This window comes from Helicobacter pylori (assembly GCF_006440215.1).
In the GTDB taxonomy this organism is placed as follows: Bacteria; Campylobacterota; Campylobacteria; order Campylobacterales; family Helicobacteraceae; genus Helicobacter; species Helicobacter pylori_CS.
In genome coordinates, this window is sequence record NZ_VEZH01000012.1 from 33967 (window position 1) to 53366 (window position 19400).

The following is a 19400-nucleotide window of genomic DNA, read 5'->3' on the forward strand; positions in this document are numbered from 1 at the left end:
AACCAAGCTTTTTAACGAGTTTTTTAACGATTTGTCCTGTTTTCTTTTAAAATTCACCCATAATAATTAGGGGCTTCTTTAGTAATATCCACGCCATGCACATGGCTTTCTTTTAACCCCGCACTAGTGATTTCTACAAATTCAGCGTTTTGATACAATTCCAAAATATTTTTCGCCCCCTGATACCCCATAGAAGAGCACACGCCCCCTACTAATTGGAAAATCATATCCGAAACCTTACCACGATAAGGCACACGCCCCTCAATGCCTTCTGGGACTAATTTTTCACTCGCCACGCCCTCTTGAAAATACCGATCAGAACTCCCTTTAGTCATAGCCCCAATGCTCCCCATGCCCCTATAGCTTTTATATTGCCTCCCTTGATAGATCATAAAATCCCCCGGCGATTCTTCTGTGCCAGCGAGTAAAGAGCCTATCATCACGCTTGATGCCCCCAAAGCTAAAGCCTTAGCCACATCGCCTGAATAGCGGATCCCTCCATCTGCAATCACAGGAATATCAAATTTAGACGCCACTCCTACGCAATTATCAATCGCGCTCACTTGAGGCATTCCCACCCCAGCCACAATCCTAGTGGTGCAAATGCTTCCTGGCCCAATACCCACCTTAACAGCGTCCGCTCCTGCGCTAATCAAATCGCTTGTGGCCTCTTTAGTAACCACATTCCCCACAATCACATCCACTACCAAGCTTTTTTTAATCTCTTCTAATGTGTGTAAGATATTGGCTGAATGCCCATGCGCGCTGTCTAGCACCAACGCATCCACCCCCGCTTTAACTAACATTTCAGCCCTATCCAACTGCCCCACTCCAATAGCCGCCCCCACTCTCAAGCGCCCAAAATCATCTTTATTAGCCTCAGGGTATTCAATGCGTTTTTGAATATCTTTGATCGTGATCAAGCCTTTTAAGACATTATCTTTATCCACAATGGGCAATTTTTCAATCTTATGCTTGTGCATCAAATCGCTCGCTTCATCTAAACTGATGCCCACATGAGCGGTAACTAAAGGCATTTTAGTCATCACATCGCCCACTTTTTTACTCAAATCGGTTTCAAAGCGCACATCTCTGTTAGTTAAAATTCCGATCAACAACCCCTTATCATCTACCACAGGCACGCCTGAAATCTTGTAATTATCCGTTATGACTTTAGCGTCCGCTAGCGTCCTGTGCGCATGGATAAAAATAGGATCATTAATCACCCCGCTCTCACTTTTTTTAACCTTAGTGATTTCTTTGACTTGCGTTTCAATATCCATGTTTTTATGCACGATGCCAATACCCCCAAGGCGTGCCATAGCGATAGCGGTTTTATGCTCTGTAACCGTATCCATAGCCGCGCTAATAAAGGGGATATTCAAACGAATGTTTTTAGTTAGGCGAGACTTTAAGCTCACATCTTTAGGCAAAACGCTGGATTTTCTAGGCACCATCAACACGTCTTCAAAAGTCAAAGCCCTTTGTAAAATTCTCATTTTCTATCCTTAATCTAGTTTTAAATCTAATTCTTGCTCTAAAGCGTAAGAAACATCTAAAAGGCTTTGCTCATCAAAAGCCTTAGCAATGAATTGCATCCCTATGGGCAAGCCTAAAGGATCTTTAGCGACCGGCAAAGAAAGGGCTGGCAAACCGCTCAAATTCGCCCCAATCGTGTAAATATCGCTCAAATACATTTCTAAAGGGCTTGCATGGTAATTGAATAAGTGGGCGCTCGTAGGAGCAACAGGGGTGAAAATCAAATCCACTTCTTCAAAAATCTTGTTGTATTGCTCTTTAATCATCAAACGCATTTGCTGGGCTTTCAAATAATAAGCGTCATAATACCCACTGCTTAAGACAAAATTCCCTAACATGATGCGCCGCTTCACCTCATCGCCAAAACCTTCAGTGCGGCTTTTGAGATACAATTCTTTCAAATCTTTAATATTTTGAGCCCTCCTCCCATAACGAACCCCATCAAATCTGGCCAGATTCGAACTCGCTTCGGCCATGCTGATAATATAATAGATAGAGATTTGATAATGCGAATCCAACATCTTTTTTTCCACAATCTCATGCCCCATTTCTTTCAAGGCTTTAAGGGTGTTTTCATAAGCGAGTTGCACTTCATGGCTCGCATCTTTAATGTGATCTCTTAAGATAGCGATTTTAAAGCGTTTGTCTCTGTTAAGATTTTTAAAGGTTTGCGTGGGTTTGAGATTAGCACTCGTGGAGTCCTTGCTATCATGCCCGCTAATAGCGTCAAATAAAATAGAAGCGTCTTCTACATTTTGCGTGATAGGCCCGATTTGATCAAAACTAGAACAATACGCGATCAAACCATAACGGCTCACCCTCCCGTAAGTGGGCTTTAACCCCACGCACCCGCAATAGCTCGCCGGCTGCCTGATAGATCCGCCCGTATCGCTCCCTAAAGCCGCCACCGCTAAGCCACCCGCTACCGCTGCTGCACTCCCTCCGCTACTCCCTCCAGGCACTCTGTTTTTGTCTCGTGGGTTTTTAGTGATCCCATAGCAACTAGACTCCGTGGTGCTCCCCATCGCAAACTCGTCCATGTTAGAAAGCCCAAACCCTGCCATGCTGTTTTGGTGCAAGTTTTCCATCACGCTCGCATGATAAGGAGCGACATAGCCTTCTAAAATCTTACTGGAGCAAGTGATTTCCCACCCCTTAACGCTGATATTATCTTTAATAAGGATTGGCACCCCTTTAGCGCTAGCGCCATTAAGGCTAGGGGCTTTAATATAAGCGTTCAAATCTGAAGCTCTAACCTTAGCGTCAATTTCGTTTTTAAGGGTTTCTAATTCATCTTGGGATAAAGAAAGGGCTTGTTTTAAAGTGATCATGTTTTTAGCCTTATTAAAAAATTTAATGGTAGTTTAACATGCTTAGAGACAAAACGAGCTTATAAGAGCGTTTTTAAAAAGCGTTCAACTTGCTTATTTAAATCTTTTAAACTGGAGCTGTTGTCTATAACATAATCGCTCATGGCACGTTTTTGCTCTATATCCATTTGACAAGCTAAGCGTTGCAAGATTTCAGCTTCTTTGAGTTTGTCTCGCTCTAAAAGGCGCTCAATTTGTAAGGCCTTAGGCGCATAGATTAAAACCACCTTACTCACAGGATAGCATTTTTTACCCCCCACTTCAAAAAACAAAGGGATGTCTAAAAAATACGCTTGATGATTTTTTTCTAATTCATAGGCTTTTTTAAGCATGCATTCACGGATCAAGGGGTGTAAAAAATCCTCTAACCATTTTAACTCATTAGCGTTTTGAAACACGATCGCGCCAAGTTTTTTTCTGTTTAAAATACCCTTTTCTAGAATATCTGATCCAAAATGTTGGGCGATTTCTAGCCGATGCTCTTGCAATAATTGGTGAGCGATCTTATCCGCATCTAAAATTTGATAACCTTGCGATTCTAATATTTTAATGGTGGTGCTTTTACCGGTGCCTATCCCCCCTGTGAGAGCGATAGCGTTTTTTAAGATCATTTTAAGATTTGATATTGTCTTTAAAGACTTCTTGTAAATTTTTAGGCAAAGCGAATGCGGCCCTATGAATGTCTTCGTTATAGTATCTCACGCTTGTTAGCGCTTCTATTTTTGGTGCCATTAAATCTTTTAAAGGGTGGGTTTTAAAAGAGGCGTAAATATAACCCTTGTTGCTTAAAATCCTTAAAGGCGCTACAAAAGGCATGGCAACAGAAAAAAACTCGCCCATGTTTTTAAGGGCGTTTTGCATGCTCACATGCTCTAATAATGGGTGTTTGGCTACAGAAATAAACACCCCATCTTCTTTAAGCATTCTTTTTAAACCATCAACTTTATGAATATCTGGCTCTTGCAAGCAAAGAATCAAATCGTATTTTTTAATGTCTAAATCTAAGAGTTGTTTAGCGTGCGTGAAATTCTTGTTGTTTTTCACTTCATGGAAATGGGGGAAAAAACTAATGAAGCTGTCTAAAATCTTTTCATCCGCTTGCACAAAATCTATATGCGTGTCGTATTTAAAAAGCTGATGGGCTAATTCCAAATCAAACCCATCCACAATCAAAACCTCTTCAAACTCTTTCTTGGTGCAACCCCCCATATGAGCGAGCAACTCGCTTTCAATATGAAGAAAGTTTTTAAACAGCAATTGGCAATTAAGCATCGCAATTTCGCCAAAATCCTTAGATTTAAAAATCTCTAAGATATTATGCTCGCTTCTGACATCTAATAATTTCGCTTCTATGGTGTATTCTTTACGCAAATACGGCGTGATTTCTTGGGTGATCCACATAAACACTCCTTAGCTTACTTTTTAATAATATCCATGCCTTTGGAAGGCTAACATGCTAGCTAAAAAATCTAAATTATTGTAACAAAAGCCTAGCTTTGGCATTCTAAAAAAAGTTCTGTATCGCTCTTAAAGCGCTCTTTTTTAAAATCCAAATCAATACTGATGGCTTTATGTTGGCTGTCTAATTTATCGGTTGAATGCTTTTTTAACACCATTTGACACTTTGAAATCTCAATGGAATCTAAAGCCTTATCCCCTATCGCCCCTATCGTATAAAAATCATCGCTCTTTTTTTCTAAGAGAAAGGATTCATAAAAAGGCCTTAAACTCAAATCGCTGTCATTGGTGGTATAAACATACGAAGAAATCTTGCCCTTAAATTGCGCGATTTGCGTTTTAGTGTCATTAAAAGTGAAAGTTTGAATCTGGCGATCTTTGTCGTTTTGATCTTTTAAAAAACGCTTCAAGGCTTTGGATTTGATTTCTATCAGCCATTGATCCCCTTCTTTACTCATCATAATATCCCCGTCCTTTAGGGGGTAGAAATTTTGTTGGGAATATTCAATGAGCTTTGGATCTTTTGTTTTTGTTTTCGGTTTGTAAAGGAACGGGTTTTTTGTATCGTTATTGGCAGCGTTGTTATGAGACTCATTTTGGTATAAGGGCGGGTTTTTTTCATTATTATCGCTTGGCTCATTCAACAAAATCACAGAAGTTTCAGGGTTAAAAGAATCATCTTCATCTTTAGTCAGTTGGAAAAAAGCGTTTCTTTCCTCTATAGGCTGATACACCATGTTTTGTAAAAAAATCGTTTCGCTAAAGACTTCATAATCCGAATCCACATAGCTAGGGCGTCTAGAGCCGTCATTTTCTTGCTCTTGGGCTTTTTTTTGCAACTTAATAAACCTCTCTTGCGAGCAAGCTAGAAAGCATATTAAAACCACTACTACCACGCCTATTTTTTTGACTAAAAACAATGTCAGACCCTTATTTAAGCTTTAAATAACTATAATATTGTAATCTAATTTTGATTAAATTGAAGCGATAAAAAAGATGAATACAAGCCATAAAACTTTAAAAACCATTGCGATTTTAGGCCAACCTAATGTGGGGAAAAGCTCACTATTTAACCGCTTGGCTAGAGAAAGGATCGCTATCACTTCAGATTTTGCAGGCACTACACGAGACATCAACAAACGAAAAATCGCACTGAATGGCCATGAAGTAGAATTACTAGATACAGGGGGCATGGCTAAAGACGCTCTTTTGTCTAAAGAAATCAAAGCCCTTAATTTAAAAGCCGCTCAAATGAGCGATTTGATTTTGTATGTTGTGGATGGCAAGTCTATCCCTAGCGATGAAGATCTCAAGCTTTTTAGAGAGGTTTTTAAGATCAACCCTAACTGCTTTTTAGTGATTAATAAAATTGATAACGACAAGGAAAAAGAGCGGGCTTATGCGTTTTCTTCTTTTGGCATGCCAAAGAGTTTTAATATTTCCGTTTCGCACAATAGAGGCATTAGTGCGTTAATTGATGCGATATTGAGCGTGCTAAATTTAAATCCAATCATAGAGCAGGATTTGGATGCGGATATTTTAGAAAGCCTAGAAAATAACGTATCAGAAGAAGAAACTAAAGAAGAAGAGATCATTCAAGTAGGCATCATTGGGAGAGTGAATGTTGGCAAAAGCTCGCTCTTAAACGCGCTCACAAAAAAAGAAAGGAGTCTTGTTTCTAGCGTGGCTGGCACTACCATTGACCCCATAGATGAAACCATTCTAATAGGCGATCAAAAAATTTGCTTTGTGGATACCGCTGGAATCAGGCATAGGGGTAAAATCTTAGGCATTGAAAAATACGCGCTAGAACGCACGCAAAAAGCCTTAGAAAAATCCCACATCGTGCTTTTAGTTTTAGATGTGAGCGCTCCCTTTGTGGAATTAGACGAAAAGATCAGCTCCTTAGCGGATAAACACTCTTTAGGCATCATTCTTATTTTAAACAAATGGGACATCCGCTACGCCCCTTATGAAGAGATCATGGCAACTTTAAAAAGGAAATTCCGCTTTTTAGAATACGCCCCCGTGATCACAACCAGCTGCTTAAAAGCGCGCCATATAGATGAAATCAAGCATAAAATCATAGAAGTCTATGAGTGTTTTTCCAAACGCATTCCCACAAGCTTGCTCAATAGCGTGATCAATCAAGCCACCCAAAAACACCCCTTACCAAGCGATGGAGGGAAATTAGTGAAAGTGTATTACGCCACGCAATTTGCCACCAAACCCCCTCAAATCTCTCTTATAATGAATCGCCCTAAAGCCTTGCATTTCAGCTACAAACGCTATTTGATCAACACCTTAAGGAAAGAATTTAATTTTTTAGGCACGCCTTTAATCCTTAACGCTAAAGATAAAAAAAGCGCCCAACAAAATTAATTTTTTTATGCATTAAACCCCCTTAAAAAAGCGTTTTTGCTTGATTTATCTTTAGGATTTGATTATAATTACCGATCAATCAGTCAAGCTAGGCGATTAAATCGCTTGGTTTTAGCATCTATTAGAAAGGGGTTATCCACATGAACAAAGCGGAATTTGTTGATTTGGTTAAAGAAACGGGTAAATACAACAGCAAAAGAGAAGCCGAAGAAGCGATCAGCGCCTTTACTCTAGCGGTAGAGACAGCTTTAAGCAAGGGTGAAAGCGTGGAGTTGATCGGTTTTGGCAAATTTGAAACCGCAGAGCAAAAAGGCAAAGAAGGCAAAGTGCCAGGAAGCGATAAAACTTATAAAACTGAAGACAAACGAGTGCCTAAATTCAAACCCGGTAAAATCCTTAAACAAAAAGTTGAAGAAGGCAAGTGAATTTGATCCACTCAGCAAGGGGCTTACCAACAGGTTGTAAGTTTCTTGCTTTCTTATAAAATGTCCTTGTAGCTCAGCTGGATAGAGCGTATGATTCCTAATCGTAAGGTCGTGGGTTCGAATCCCGCCAAGGACACCACTCGCATTATTTTTACTATTATAGGAATTTAAAAAAAATATTATTTTATTTCTTATCTTATTTAAAAAATATTCAAAGCATTTTTTACAATTAAAAAGATCTTGCAAAAATCAAGCCATAATCTCTTAAAAAAGCGCTCTTTAGGGGGTTTTAGTTGTGGGTTGTAGGGAGGAATTTTTCAAAATGCCTCCTACCCCCTTAAGAAATGAATTTAAAAATCAAACTTAAAAAAATGAGTTTTATCATCAAATAAAATCTTAAAACGATAAAATCAAGCCATTAAAATCCCCCTTTTTAAAAAATTGAGTGATCTCTATTAAAAATTTAGGAAAGCTAAAAACAGATCATAATCCCTTAGATCTTAAATTAAAACGCACTAGCCTTAATAAGATTAGTGGGAATATCCGCATGACAAATCCCTTCAAAAATGATATAATAGACTTGATAAACTCATTTTAAGGAAAATGCCCATGCGTTTGCACACTGCCTTTTTTGGTATTAATTCATTGCTTGTTGCCGCTCTTTTGATAAGTGGTTGCAGTCTCTTTAAAAAGCGTAACACTAACGCGCAGTTAATCCCCCCTTCAGCTAATGGCTTGCAAGCCCCCATTTATCCTCCAACCAATTTCACCCCCAGAAAGAGCATTCAGCCTCTCCCAAGCCCTCGCCTTGAGAATAATGATCAGCCCATCATTAGCTCTAATCCCACTAACGCTATCCCTAACACCCCCATTCTCACGCCTAATAATGTCATTGAATTGAATGCAGTGGGCATGGGTGTGGCTCCAGAATCCACCATTTCGCCCTCTCAAGCCCTGGCTTTGGCCAAGCGAGCCGCTATTGTTGATGGCTACCGCCAGTTGGGTGAAAAAATGTATGGTATTAGAGTGAACGCTCAAGACACCGTCAAAGACATGGTTTTACAAAATTCCGTGATTAAAACCAGAGTCAATGCTCTCATTCGTAACGCTGAAATCACTGAGACCATCTATAAAGACGGCTTGTGTCAAGTGAGCATGGAGCTTAAATTAGACGGCAGGATTTGGTATCGTATTTTGAGCGGAGCGAGAGGATAAACTCTCTTACTCTATAATCATGCGGTATTTTAGAAGCGCTTTTTTATTATTTTTCATGACGCTTTTTTTTGTCTCTTGCTCCAAGCACCCTTTTTCTAAGCAAACCCCCAAAACTAGGGAGCAGATCAAACAAGAAGAAGCTCGTAAAAAAAGAGAAGAGACTTTGAATGCCTTGCGCCAATTCAGACTCATTTACATTAACACGCCGGTTTTTCGCTTTTATGATTACGGCACGATCAAAACCGATAAAGACCACAATACTGAAGTAACCCTTTATAAGCTCAGCCAAAGAGTGGGCGATATTTATATGACTAAACGAAGCATTTGTTTTAGCCAAAAATGTTCGGCTAAATGGATTGCTGCAAGGGATTTGTTTGGCAAGGTGAGCTATGGGGATTTGTTTGATGACATTGTTTTAGGGAGGGATATTTTTAAGGGCTTAGGGAAACGCCACCTAACCCCTGAATACGTGATCCAAAGGTTTCAAAAAAGCGGGGAAATTATCCTTTATGAAAGAAAAAATGGCCTGATTTCTTTCCAGAATTTGACGCAAAAAATTGCTATTAGGATTGAACCCTATGAGCCTTCTTTACAAGATTTAGAAGACAATGAAAACGCTGATAGCGAGCTCCAATGAAAAACTTTTCCCCACTTTATTATTTTAAAAAGCTCAAAAAACGCCATTTAATCGCTCTGAGCTTGCCCTTGCTTTCTTATGCCAATGGCTTTAAGATCCAAGAGCAAAGCCTAAATGGCACGGCTTTAGGCTCGGCGTATGTCGCTGGGGCTAGGGGCGCTGACGCTTCCTTTTACAACCCGGCGAATATGGGCTTTACTAACGATTGGGGTGAAAACAGAAGCGAATTTGAAATGACCACCACCGTGATCAATATCCCGGCCTTTAGCTTTAAAGTCCCTACGACTAACCAAGGCTTGTATTCGGTTACGAGTTTAGAAATTGATAAAAGCCAACAAAATATTTTAGGCATCATCAACACTATAGGGCTTGGCAATATCCTTAAAGCGCTTGGCAATACGGCTGCTACCAATGGCTTATCACAAGCAATCAATCGTGTTCAAGGGCTTATGAATCTAACCAATCAAAAAGTCGTAACCCTCGCTTCAAATCCTGATTCTCAAATCGTGAATGGCTGGACGGGCACGACTAATTTTGTTTTACCTAAATTCTTTTATAAAACGCGCACGCATAACGGCTTCACTTTTGGGGGGAGTTTCACCGCTCCTAGTGGGTTGGGCATGAAATGGAATGGTAAGGGGGGGGAATTTTTGCATGACGTGTTTATCATGATGGTAGAGCTTGCCCCTAGCATGAGCTATACTGTTAATAAGCACTTTTCAGTGGGTGTGGGTTTAAGAGGGCTTTATGCGACCGGGAGCTTTAATAACACCGTTTATGTGCCTTTAGAGGGTGCTTCGGTTTTGAGCGCGGAGCAAATTTTAAATTTACCCAACAATGTTTTTGCCGATCAAGTGCCAAGTAACATGATGACTTTATTAGGCAATATTGGCTACCAACCAGCGCTTAATTGCCAAAAAGCCGGTGGGGATATGAGCGATCAGAGCTGTCAAGAGTTTTATAACGGCTTGAAAAAAATCATGGGTTATAGCGGCTTAATCAAAGCGAGCGCGAATCTTTATGGCACCACTCAAGTCGTGCAAAAATCCAACGGGCAAGGCGTATCAGGGGGGTATAGAGTGGGTTCGAGTTTGCGTATCTTTGATCATGGCATGTTTTCTGTGGTGTATAATTCTTCAGTTACATTCAATATGAAAGGCGCTTTGGTGGCCATCACAGAGCTTGGCCCTTCTTTAGGGAGCGTTTTGACTAAAGGCAGCTTGAATATCAATGTTTCACTCCCCCAAACCCTAAGCCTAGCCTACGCCCACCAATTTTTTAAAGACCATTTAAGAATAGAGGGGGTGTTTGAGCGCACCTTTTGGAGTCAAGGGAATAAATTTTTAGTAACCCCTGATTTTGCGAACGCTACTTACAAGGGCTTGAGCGGAACAGTGGCTTCACTAGACTCTGAGACGCTTAAAAAAATGGTAGGTCTAGCGAATTTTAAAAGCGTGATGAACATGGGGGCTGGCTGGAGGGACACCAACACCTTTAGATTAGGGGTAACTTACATGGGTAAAAGCTTGCGTTTGATGGGTGCTATTGATTATGATCAAGCCCCAAGCCCTCAAGATGCGATAGGTATCCCAGATTCTAATGGATATACCGTGGCTTTTGGGACTAAATACAATTTTAGGGGCTTTGATTTAGGCGTAGCGGGGAGTTTCACTTTTAAAAGCAACCGCTCTAGTTTGTATCAATCCCCAAACATTGGACAATTGAGAATCTTTAGCGCCTCTTTAGGCTATCGCTGGTAAAACATGCCAAATCATCAAAACATGCTAGACAACCAAACGATTTTAATCACCGGTGGCACTGGGAGTTTTGGCAAACGCTTTGTTCGTAAGGTTTTAGACACCACCAACGCTAAAAAAATCATCGTTTATAGCCGAGACGAATTGAAACAAAGCGAAATGGCCATGGAATTTAACGATCCCAGGATGCGTTTTTTTATCGGCGATGTCAGGGATTTAGAGCGCTTGAATTACGCTTTAGAGGGCGTGGATATTTGTATCCATGCGGCCGCGCTCAAGCATGTGCCTATCGCTGAATACAACCCCCTAGAATGCATTAAAACTAACATTATGGGAGCGAGCAACGTGATTAACGCATGCTTAAAAAACGAAGTGAGCCAGGTCATCGCTTTAAGCACTGATAAAGCCGCTAACCCCATTAACCTCTACGGCGCGACGAAATTGTGCAGCGATAAGCTCTTTGTGAGCGCGAATAACTTTAAAGGCTCTTCTCAAACGCAATTTAGCGTGGTGCGTTATGGTAATGTGGTGGGGAGTCGTGGGAGCGTGGTGCCGTTTTTTAAAAAATTAGTCCAAAACAAAGCGAGTGAAATCCCCATTACCGATATCCGCATGACACGATTTTGGATCACCTTAGATGAGGGGGTTTCCTTTGTGCTTAAAAGCTTGAAAAGAATGCATGGGGGTGAAATTTTTGTGCCTAAAATCCCTAGCATGAAAATGATCGATCTCGCTAAAGCCCTAGCCCCCAATATCCCTACTAAAATCATAGGGATTCGCCCGGGCGAAAAACTCCATGAAGTGATGATCCCTAAAGATGAAAGCCATTTAGCCCTAGAATTTGAAGACTTTTTCATCATTCAGCCCACTATAAGTTTCCAAACGCCTAAAGATTACACGCTCACCAAACTCCACGAAAAAGGCCACAAAGTCGCCCCCGATTTTGAATACAGCAGCCATAATAATAACCAATGGCTAGAGCCTGATGATTTATTGAAATTATTATGAATTTTTTAGAAGATTTGTTTTACCCCTTAAGATTATTAGAAAACAAGCGCGTTTTATTGCTCGTGAGCGGCTCTATTGCAGCGTATAAATCCCTAGAATTAGTGCGTTTGTTGTTTAAAAGCGGGGCCAGTGTTCAAGTGGTGATGAGTGAGGGCGCAAAAAAATTTGTTACGCCCTTAAGCTTTGAAGCCTTGAGCCATCACAAAGTCTTGCATGATCATAATGAAAAATGGTATTACAACCACCAAAACGCATTGCACCATAACCACATCGCATGCGCTACTAATGCTGATTTACTCATCTTTGCCCCCTTAAGTGCTAACAGCCTGTCTAAAATTGCTCACGCTTTAGCGGATAATATCATCAGCGCGACTTTTTTAGCTTGCGCTTCCCCTAAAATCCTAGCCCCTAGCATGAACACTAACATGCTCAATTCCCCTATCATTCAAAGCCATTTAAAACGCTTGAAAGATTCCAACCACATTATTTTAGACACCAAAAACGCCCTTTTAGCATGCGATACTAAAGGCGATGGAGCGATGGCTGAGCCTTTAGAAATCCTTTTTAAAGCTACTCAAACGCTCCTAAAAGATGCTTATTTTGAAAACAGAGAAGCCATAGTGGTAGGTGGTGCGAGCGTGGAAAAGATTGACAGCGTTAGAACGATCAGCAATCTTTCTAGCGGGATTCAAGCGAGTGCTTTAGCCCTAGCGTTATATTTTAAGGGAGCGAAAGTAACTTTGATCACATCAAACTTCCCTACCCCTTTGCCTAAAGGAATCGCAAGCGTTTCCGTTAGCGACACCGCTTCTTATGAAAATGCCTTAAATAACGCCGCTAACAACCTGCAAAAACATGCCTTAAAACCCCTACTCTTCAATTTAGCCGCCATTAGCGATTATTTGCCTAAGACTTCTTTTAAACATAAGCTTAAAAAAAGCGAACTGGGCGAAACCCTAAACATTGAATGCGTTCAAAATAAGGATTTACTGGCTTCTATCAATCCTAACCAATTCGTTAAAATCGGTTTTAAAGCCGAAGACGATCAACAAAACGCCATCAAAAACGCTCAAAATCTTTTAAAACCTTCTCAAGATAACGGCAAGGATTGCTCCATGGCCGCTTTGAATCTCATTAAAGATTCACGCCCTTTTGGATCATTAGAAAATGAATTGTGGCTTTTTAGCCATAAAAAAACCCAAAAAATCCCTTCTATGAACAAATTAGAAGCGAGTTTTAAAATCCTTGATTTTATCAAAGACAACGCCCTTTAATGCTAGAAGCCCTAAACGCCCTAAACCAGCTTAACGCCCTTCATTCCAAAAACGCCGCGCACCATTTTAACGCCACTTTACCCATTCTTTTAAAAGTGCTAGAAAAACAAGATAAAGATCTTTTTCTTTTGCAAGTGGGTAATAGGATTATCCCCACCAAAAGCGAACAGGAATTGAAAATCAATCAGCCCTATTTTGCGACTATGCAAAGAAATCAGCTAGGCGATATTGTGCTTAAAAATTTAGTGCCTGCCCCAAAAATCTTAGACGGATTGGACGATTTGCCCACCCTTGAAATGAAGAAAATCAAAGAAATATTGAGCGCCAAAGACAATACCCCTTTAAAAGAATACAAAGAACTTTTGAGCGAAAAATTAGTCCATGCTAAAAATCCGCAAGAGTTTTTGAATACGGCCAACATGCTTTTAAGCCTGCAATCGCAGGTTTTAAGCTTCGTGATTGAAAACGAACGCAAAAAAGCCTTTTTACAGATGAAAGCCAAAAAACAAAGCGTTGATTTTTACGCTCTGTATCCTAACTTGGGCGAAATTGGCGGCGTTATTTACTTGAAAGAAAAAGAAAAACAACTTTTTTTAAAAACCACCCTCCAAAGGACTAAAGAGGTTTTAAAAGAGGCTCAAAACACCCTTTTAGGCTTCTCTTCTGTGGAAATTGTGTGCGAAAAAACCCCCATGCTTTTTGCCTTTGAAGAGCGTTTGTTGGATACGATAGGGTAAAAAATTTGGAATTTTAGAATCCTTCACGCATTCTTTAAAAGTTTTCCAACCGCTAAGGCTTTATCTTTGGCTTGCGTGATCGCGCTAATGACGGCGATACCGCTAATCCCGCACTCGCGCAATTTTGAAGCGTTATCTGTATTGATGCCCCCAATCGCTATGAGGGGTTTTTTTACCCCGCTATCTTGTATTTTTTTTAAAAGATTGATGCCTACAACTTCTTTAGCGTCTTTTTTAGATGGTGTGGGGAAAATAGGGCCTACCCCTAAATAGGATACGCTGTCTAAATGGTGCGCTTTTAGGGCTTGCTCTAAAGTATTGACGCTCAAACCTATAAATTGGCGCTTTTGGCATAAAGTTACTACCTCTTCTATAGCCATGTCCTCTTGCCCCACATGCACGCCATCAGCCTTTAATTCTAGCGCGAGTCGCACCTCATCATTAATAATAAAAGGCGCACCGTATTTTTTGCATAATTTTTGACACTCTAGGGCTAATCGTTTGATTTCAACAGGATCTTGTAAGGCTAAATCGCCTTTTTGGCGGAATTGAAACGCTGTGATTTTAGATTGTAAAGCTAATTCTAAAGTGTCTAAAAGCGCGTTTGTCCTATCGCCTTTTATATGGTAGAAATCTTGCGAACCAGCCACAAACATGAGTTTCAAACAATTCGCATCAAACATGCTTTTTGATGCTCCACAAATTCAAAGGCCCATGCCCATGCCCAATGTTTAAGGGGTTTTGAATGATGATAGTTAAAAGCTCTTTAGCCTTTGTGATAGCGTTTTTTAAATCCAGCCCTTGAGCGAGTAAGCCCACAATCAAGCTAGACAAAGTACAACCCGTGCCATGCGTGTTTTTGGTGTTAAAGCGCTTGGCGTTTAGGATAAATTCAGCGTCTTCTAAAAACACCCAATCGTTGCTAAATTCCCCTTGAAAATGCTCTGTATGCCCCCCTTTAATCACAGCGTTTTTAACGCCTAAATCCCTTAAAACACCCATCGCTTTTGAAGCGCTTTTATTATCTCGCACTTGAACGCCTGTGAGCGCATAAACTTCAGGGAGGTTAGGGGTTAGTAAATTGGTTTTGGGTAAAAGGCGTTTTTTTAAGCTTAAAATCGCCTCTTCTTCTAAAAGCAAAGCCCCATTTTTTGCTACCATCACCGGATCTAAAACGCACAACCCAAAATCGCAAGTTTCTAAAGTGTCTGCTACGCATTCAATGATTTGATTGTTGCATAACGCTCCTATTTTGAACGCTTTGATGGAAAAATCATCTCTAATGGCTAAGATTTGCGCTTTCACGCTCTCTACACTCAATGGATAAACCCCATGCACGCCCTGTGTGTTTTGAGCGGTGATGCAAGTGATCACGCTTGTCCCAAACACGCCCAAAGTTTGAAACGCTTTCAAATCGGCCTGTATCCCAGCGCCCCCACCGCTATCGCTACCAGCAATGCTTAAAACTTGCGGATAAACTTTCACAATACTTCCTTAATAAGGCTATTTTCTAACTCTATGGGCAAGCTTAGAGCGTCTAAAAAATAAAACAAGAACGAACCATTGGAGCCGTTATTTTCTGACACTTTTTTTTGCGCATTAAGAGCGGCTTGTTTATAGAAAGCGCAAAGTTGCGCCATAGAATCTAAAGGGTCTTTTTTCAAACTTAAAAAGCTCGCGCACGCTGCTGTGTGCAAACACCCAGCCCCAGTAATGACAGCTAAATACTCGCTCCCCCCAGTAACGCTAAAAACTTTTTTCCCATCGCTCACGTAATCTGTTTTACCTGTCATTACCGCTACCACAGAATATTTTTGAGCCGCTAATTTGACAATTTCTACAGGCGTGCTGGCATCATGGGAGTCTAGCCCTTTACTTTGGCAAGAAATACCCACTAAAGAGCCTAATTCTGCAGCGTTACCCCTAAGCACGCTAATCCCACCACTTTTCAAAAGCTCTAAACTTGTGTCATGGCGCAAAGCGCTCGCGCAACACCCCACAGGATCTAACACAATGGGTTTATTCAAAGCCTTATAATGTTTGATAGCCTCTTTAGCGCATAAAATCGTGCGTTCATTGAGAGTGCCAATATTGATAGCGAGCGCGTCAGAAATGTTTGCCAAATCTTGCATTTCAGCAATGGCATCACTCATTAAAGGCGATGCCCCTAAGGCTAGCAAACCATTAGCCACGAATTGCGCCACCACATAATTGGTGATGTTATGCACTAAAGGGCGTTTTTGACGTAATTCTTTTAACATTATAAACCTCCTTAAATTTTCTTTTATTATACAAAAAAATCCATTAAGCGGCGCTGTCTTTGAGTTTTAATATAAAAGCGTTCAAAAATGAACTATTTTTCATCAATCTCATCTTTTTTAACCTCATTTTTCTTAAATATAGAACTAGTGAGATCACAAAAGCGGTGGAAAAAACGAGAAAGGCTTGCAGCGACTTTTTCTTTCACCTCTTGATAGCGCAATTTGTCAAACCTGGAGGGTTTTTCTTTAATGATTTTAGGGAATTCTGTCCCGCCAAAGCTAATTTCGCCCCCCCTAAAGGCATGCTGCATGAACGAATAGGCTTTTTCTTCATCCAAGCGGTTTTCTTCTATGAGTTTTTGGAATTCCTCTTCTCTTTTTTGGTGGATATAATCTTGAAAATACGCATGGACTTCTTGGTCTTTGTTGTATTTGTCAATGAAATCCATGATCAAATCTTTTTTATTCCTTAGCTCTATGCTGGAGTTAAGGATCGGCTCTATTTTGGTTTTAACGCCTTGAATTTCTAGATCATCCTCTTTAGCATATTTTTCAATCAAGTTTAAAATATAGTCAATATTGACTTCCACTTGCTTGATGAGTTCAATTTCAAAAATCAAATCGTCGTTGATCTCTTCTTTATCCCTCCCTTTTTCTGGCCTCATTGCATCGTAAAAATCAAGGTATTTGCTTTGATAGTCTTGAAAATCCCTTGGATTGATGTGATCGTCTTTGTTGAAATTTTCAAAGCTGTTTAAAATATTTTCCAATTTCAAAATCTTGCCAAAAAGCTTGATGAAATCCTTTTTCTGGCTTTCTGAAATGATTGGCTCTTTTAAAGGAAATTCTCTTAAAAGCCTTCCAATCAAACCCTCATAGCCCTCGTATTCTTTGTTATTATCAATATAGCCTTTCAAATAATCTTCATATTTTCTTAATAGCGCAATGGTTTGAGCGTCCTTATTGCCAAAAAGCATGAGAGCGTCATTTAAATCCTGCTCTAAATCCCTAAAACACACGATATTCCCATGCGTTTTAACGCTGTCTAAAATGCGATTTGCGCGTGAAAAAGCCTGAATTAGCCCATGGTATTTCAAGTTTTTATCCACCCAAAGGGTGTTGAGCCTTGTAGCGTCAAATCCGGTCAAAAACATATTCACCACCATTAAAAGATCGATTTCACGATCCTTCATTTTTTGAGAAAGATCCTTATAATAGCTTTGGAATTTTTGATCCGAAGTGTCAAAAGAAGTTTTAAACATTCCATTATAATCCGCAATCGCGCCCTCTAAAAAATCCCTTGAGCTTTTGTCTAGCCCGTTAGCGCTTTCATTGTTTTCATCTTCTAGCGCATCAAGTTCTTCATTAGTGCTATAGCTAAAAATGGTAGCGATTTTAAGGTCGTGTTTTTCTTCTTTAAAAGCTAGGTAGTATTTTTTCAGCGCTTCTATACTAGAGCATGCCAGAATGGAATTGAATTTTTTATTTTTAGTGGCTTGATTGAAACGCTCTAAAATGCATTTAGTAATTTCTTTGATCCTCCTAGTATCTAAAAGGGCGTTTTTTTCATCAACCGCTCTGACCTTATTGTCTTTAATATCCTCTTTAGCTTTAATGGTGTTGTGGTATTCCACTCTAAAGGGCAAAACATTTTTATCCCTGATCGCATCAATAATGGTGTATTGGTGGAGGCATGTCCCGAATTTCTGCTCTGTCGTGCCTAACGGGTTGTTTTTATCGCAATTTTCTACAAAAATGGGCGTGCCTGTGAACCCAAAAAGGTGGTATTTTTTAAACGCTTTAGTGATAGCTTGGTGCATGGAGCCTAACTGACTCCTGTGGCATTCATCAAAAATCATCACCACTTCTTCATTAAAAACCGCATGCCCTTTAAGGTGGGATTTAACGAATTTGTCTAATTTTTGGATTGTGGTGATAATGATTTTAGCGTTAGGGTTTTCAAGCTGTTCTTTTAAAATCTTGGTGCTTGTGTTGGAATTGGCGCAATCTTTTTGGAATTTATCGTATTCTTTCATGGTTTGATAGTCCAAATCCTTTCTATCCACCACAAACAAAACTTTTGAGATGCTCTCTAATTCTTTAGCCAGAGTCGCGCTTTTAAAGCTCGTTAAGGTTTTACCGCTCCCTGTCGTGTGCCAGATAAAGCCTTTGCTTTGATTTTTCCCATAAGTTTTACTATTTTGCGTGAATTTGATTTTTTCTAAAATCCTTTCGGCTGCTACGATTTGATAAGGCCGCATCACCAATAAAACCTCATCGCTCGTGAAAACGCAATAACGCGTTAAAACATTCAAAAGGCTGCGCTTTGCAAAAAACGATCGGGCAAAATCCATTAAATCTTCAATATTGTTATTCTTGCTATCCGCCCAATAATTCGTGAATTCAAAAGTATCGGCTTTATGGTTTCTTTCCAGCTGGGCTATTCTTGTGGTGTTTGAATAATATTTACTACTCGTGCCGTTACTGATAACAAAAATCTGCACGAAATCAAAAAGTCCGTCTTCAGCGCTAAAATTATCCCTTTGATAGCGCTTGATTTGATTGAACGCCTCTCTAATCGCTATGCCTCTTCTTTTCAATTCCACATGCACTAAAGGCAAGCCATTCACAAGGACGCTCACATCATAGCGGTTTTCATACTTCCCTTTAACGCTGTATTGGTGGATCACTTGCAAGGTGTTTTTATAGATATTTTTCTTATCAATGATTTTAATGTTTTTGGTTTTCCCGTTCTCTAGCGTGAGATTAAAAATCGGATCTTCTTGGATTTTTCTCGTTTTAGCCTTATAGTCATCGTTTTTATTAGCGATGAATTGGGAATAGAGAGTCTCCCATTCCTTAGGCGTGAAACGATGATTATTAAGCTTTTCTAACTGCTCTTTTAAATTGTCTTTTAATTCTTGTTCTTTGTGGATTTTTTTGAATTCATAGCCTTGTTTTTGTAAAAGCGCGATAAACGCCCTTTCTAACTCTGCTTCACTCTCATAAGCGCTTTTTCTTTCATTATCGCTATGATACTCCGCTATCACGGTGCTTTCATTGCTTTCTGCGATAATCTCATAATTCATGGTTTATGCCTTGAGTGGTTTGAATGCCAATAGTTTTTCTCTGTAATATTCGTATTGCTTTTTCCTGGCTTCTATTTCAGCCGGGATACCGGCTAATAAATCGGTGGTTAGAGCCAAAAATTGATCCAAAATCTTAACGATCTCTTGTTGGATTTCTAGGGGTGGGATGGGGATTGTTATTTTTGAAAGTAATTGCTTTGAAACATTGAAGCGTGTTACACCATTAGCAACTTTTGAAATATTTTTCC

Annotated in this window: 18 protein-coding genes and 1 tRNA gene; 9 read left to right on the forward strand and 10 right to left on the reverse strand. The window is 39.9% G+C overall.

All coding sequences use genetic code 11. From position 1 onward, the window contains the following. Window positions 1-53: 53 nt before the first annotated feature. The 5 genes from guaB to FIM44_RS06440 all read right to left on the reverse strand — a co-directional run bounded on the left by guaB (window position 54) and on the right by FIM44_RS06440 (window position 5287). Window positions 54-1499, reverse strand: coding sequence for an IMP dehydrogenase (gene guaB, locus FIM44_RS06420; protein ID WP_140579462.1), 1446 nt, complete (start codon window positions 1497-1499; stop codon window positions 54-56). A gap of 9 nt (window positions 1500-1508) precedes the next feature. Next, window positions 1509-2870, reverse strand: a complete 1362-nt coding sequence (gatA, locus tag FIM44_RS06425; RefSeq protein ID WP_140579463.1) for an Asp-tRNA(Asn)/Glu-tRNA(Gln) amidotransferase subunit GatA — start codon at window positions 2868-2870, stop codon at window positions 1509-1511. 59 nt (window positions 2871-2929) lie between these two features. Continuing rightward, window positions 2930-3520, reverse strand: coding sequence for a dephospho-CoA kinase (gene coaE / locus FIM44_RS06430; protein WP_140579464.1), 591 nt, complete (start codon window positions 3518-3520; stop codon window positions 2930-2932). Between the two features lies 1 nt (window position 3521). Next, the gene (locus FIM44_RS06435) at window positions 3522-4310 is read right to left on the reverse strand and encodes a spermidine synthase (RefSeq protein ID WP_140579465.1); all 789 of its coding nucleotides are present in this window, start codon (window positions 4308-4310) and stop codon (window positions 3522-3524) included. Window positions 4311-4399: 89 nt separating this feature from the next. After that, on the reverse strand, window positions 4400-5287 hold the full coding sequence (locus tag FIM44_RS06440; RefSeq protein ID WP_140579466.1) for a hypothetical protein: 888 nt from the start codon (window positions 5285-5287) through the stop codon (window positions 4400-4402). 76 nt (window positions 5288-5363) lie between these two features. On the opposite strand from FIM44_RS06440, the gene der reads away from it, so the two are divergent. From der to FIM44_RS06485, 9 genes are all read left to right on the forward strand, one after another. After that, complete coding sequence (der, locus tag FIM44_RS06445) at window positions 5364-6749, forward strand: ribosome biogenesis GTPase Der (RefSeq protein ID WP_140579467.1); 1386 nt, start codon at window positions 5364-5366, stop codon at window positions 6747-6749. Between the two features lie 140 nt (window positions 6750-6889). Continuing rightward, window positions 6890-7174, forward strand: coding sequence for an HU family DNA-binding protein (locus tag FIM44_RS06450; RefSeq protein ID WP_140579468.1), 285 nt, complete (start codon window positions 6890-6892; stop codon window positions 7172-7174). A 62-nt stretch (window positions 7175-7236) separates the two neighbouring features. Further along, a tRNA-Arg gene (locus FIM44_RS06455) sits at window positions 7237-7313 on the forward strand. Window positions 7314-7783: 470 nt separating this feature from the next. After that, window positions 7784-8389, forward strand: coding sequence for an LPP20 family lipoprotein (locus FIM44_RS06460; protein WP_001236594.1), 606 nt, complete (start codon window positions 7784-7786; stop codon window positions 8387-8389). 19 nt (window positions 8390-8408) lie between these two features. After that, a complete protein-coding gene (locus FIM44_RS06465) occupies window positions 8409-9026 on the forward strand; it encodes an HP0838 family lipoprotein (RefSeq protein WP_140579469.1) in 618 nt (205 codons plus the stop codon). After that, entirely contained in the window at window positions 9023-10786 is a 1764-nt protein-coding gene (locus FIM44_RS06470) for an OmpP1/FadL family transporter (RefSeq protein WP_140579470.1), read from the forward strand. The genes FIM44_RS06465 and FIM44_RS06470 overlap by 4 nt, the downstream gene beginning before the upstream one ends. Before the next feature lie 21 nt (window positions 10787-10807). Continuing rightward, entirely contained in the window at window positions 10808-11791 is a 984-nt protein-coding gene (gene pseB, locus FIM44_RS06475; RefSeq protein ID WP_194148107.1) for a UDP-N-acetylglucosamine 4,6-dehydratase (inverting), read from the forward strand. Next, window positions 11788-13065 carry a bifunctional phosphopantothenoylcysteine decarboxylase/phosphopantothenate--cysteine ligase CoaBC gene (coaBC, locus tag FIM44_RS06480; protein WP_140579472.1) on the forward strand — a complete coding sequence of 426 codons (1278 nt, stop codon included), beginning with the start codon at window positions 11788-11790 and terminating at the stop codon, window positions 13063-13065. Before pseB ends, coaBC begins: the two co-directional genes overlap by 4 nt. Beyond that, window positions 13065-13802, forward strand: coding sequence for a hypothetical protein (locus tag FIM44_RS06485; RefSeq protein WP_140579473.1), 738 nt, complete (start codon window positions 13065-13067; stop codon window positions 13800-13802). The genes coaBC and FIM44_RS06485 overlap by 1 nt, the downstream gene beginning before the upstream one ends. Before the next feature lie 23 nt (window positions 13803-13825). Here FIM44_RS06485 and thiE read toward each other — a convergent pair whose 3' ends face one another. The 5 genes from thiE to FIM44_RS06510 form a co-directional block, all read right to left on the reverse strand. Next, a complete protein-coding gene (thiE, locus tag FIM44_RS06490) occupies window positions 13826-14485 on the reverse strand; it encodes a thiamine phosphate synthase (protein WP_140579474.1) in 660 nt (219 codons plus the stop codon). Continuing rightward, window positions 14478-15287, reverse strand: coding sequence for a bifunctional hydroxymethylpyrimidine kinase/phosphomethylpyrimidine kinase (gene thiD / locus FIM44_RS06495; RefSeq protein WP_162979268.1), 810 nt, complete (start codon window positions 15285-15287; stop codon window positions 14478-14480). Before thiD ends, thiE begins: the two co-directional genes overlap by 8 nt. Then, window positions 15284-16063, reverse strand: coding sequence for a hydroxyethylthiazole kinase (gene thiM / locus FIM44_RS06500; protein ID WP_140579475.1), 780 nt, complete (start codon window positions 16061-16063; stop codon window positions 15284-15286). Before thiM ends, thiD begins: the two co-directional genes overlap by 4 nt. A 92-nt stretch (window positions 16064-16155) precedes the next feature. Continuing rightward, window positions 16156-19152, reverse strand: a complete 2997-nt coding sequence (locus FIM44_RS06505) for an HsdR family type I site-specific deoxyribonuclease (protein WP_140579476.1) — start codon at window positions 19150-19152, stop codon at window positions 16156-16158. 3 nt (window positions 19153-19155) lie between these two features. Beyond that, window positions 19156-19400: restriction endonuclease subunit S (locus tag FIM44_RS06510; protein ID WP_140579477.1), on the reverse strand; the 245-nt coding region annotated here is incomplete at its 5' end.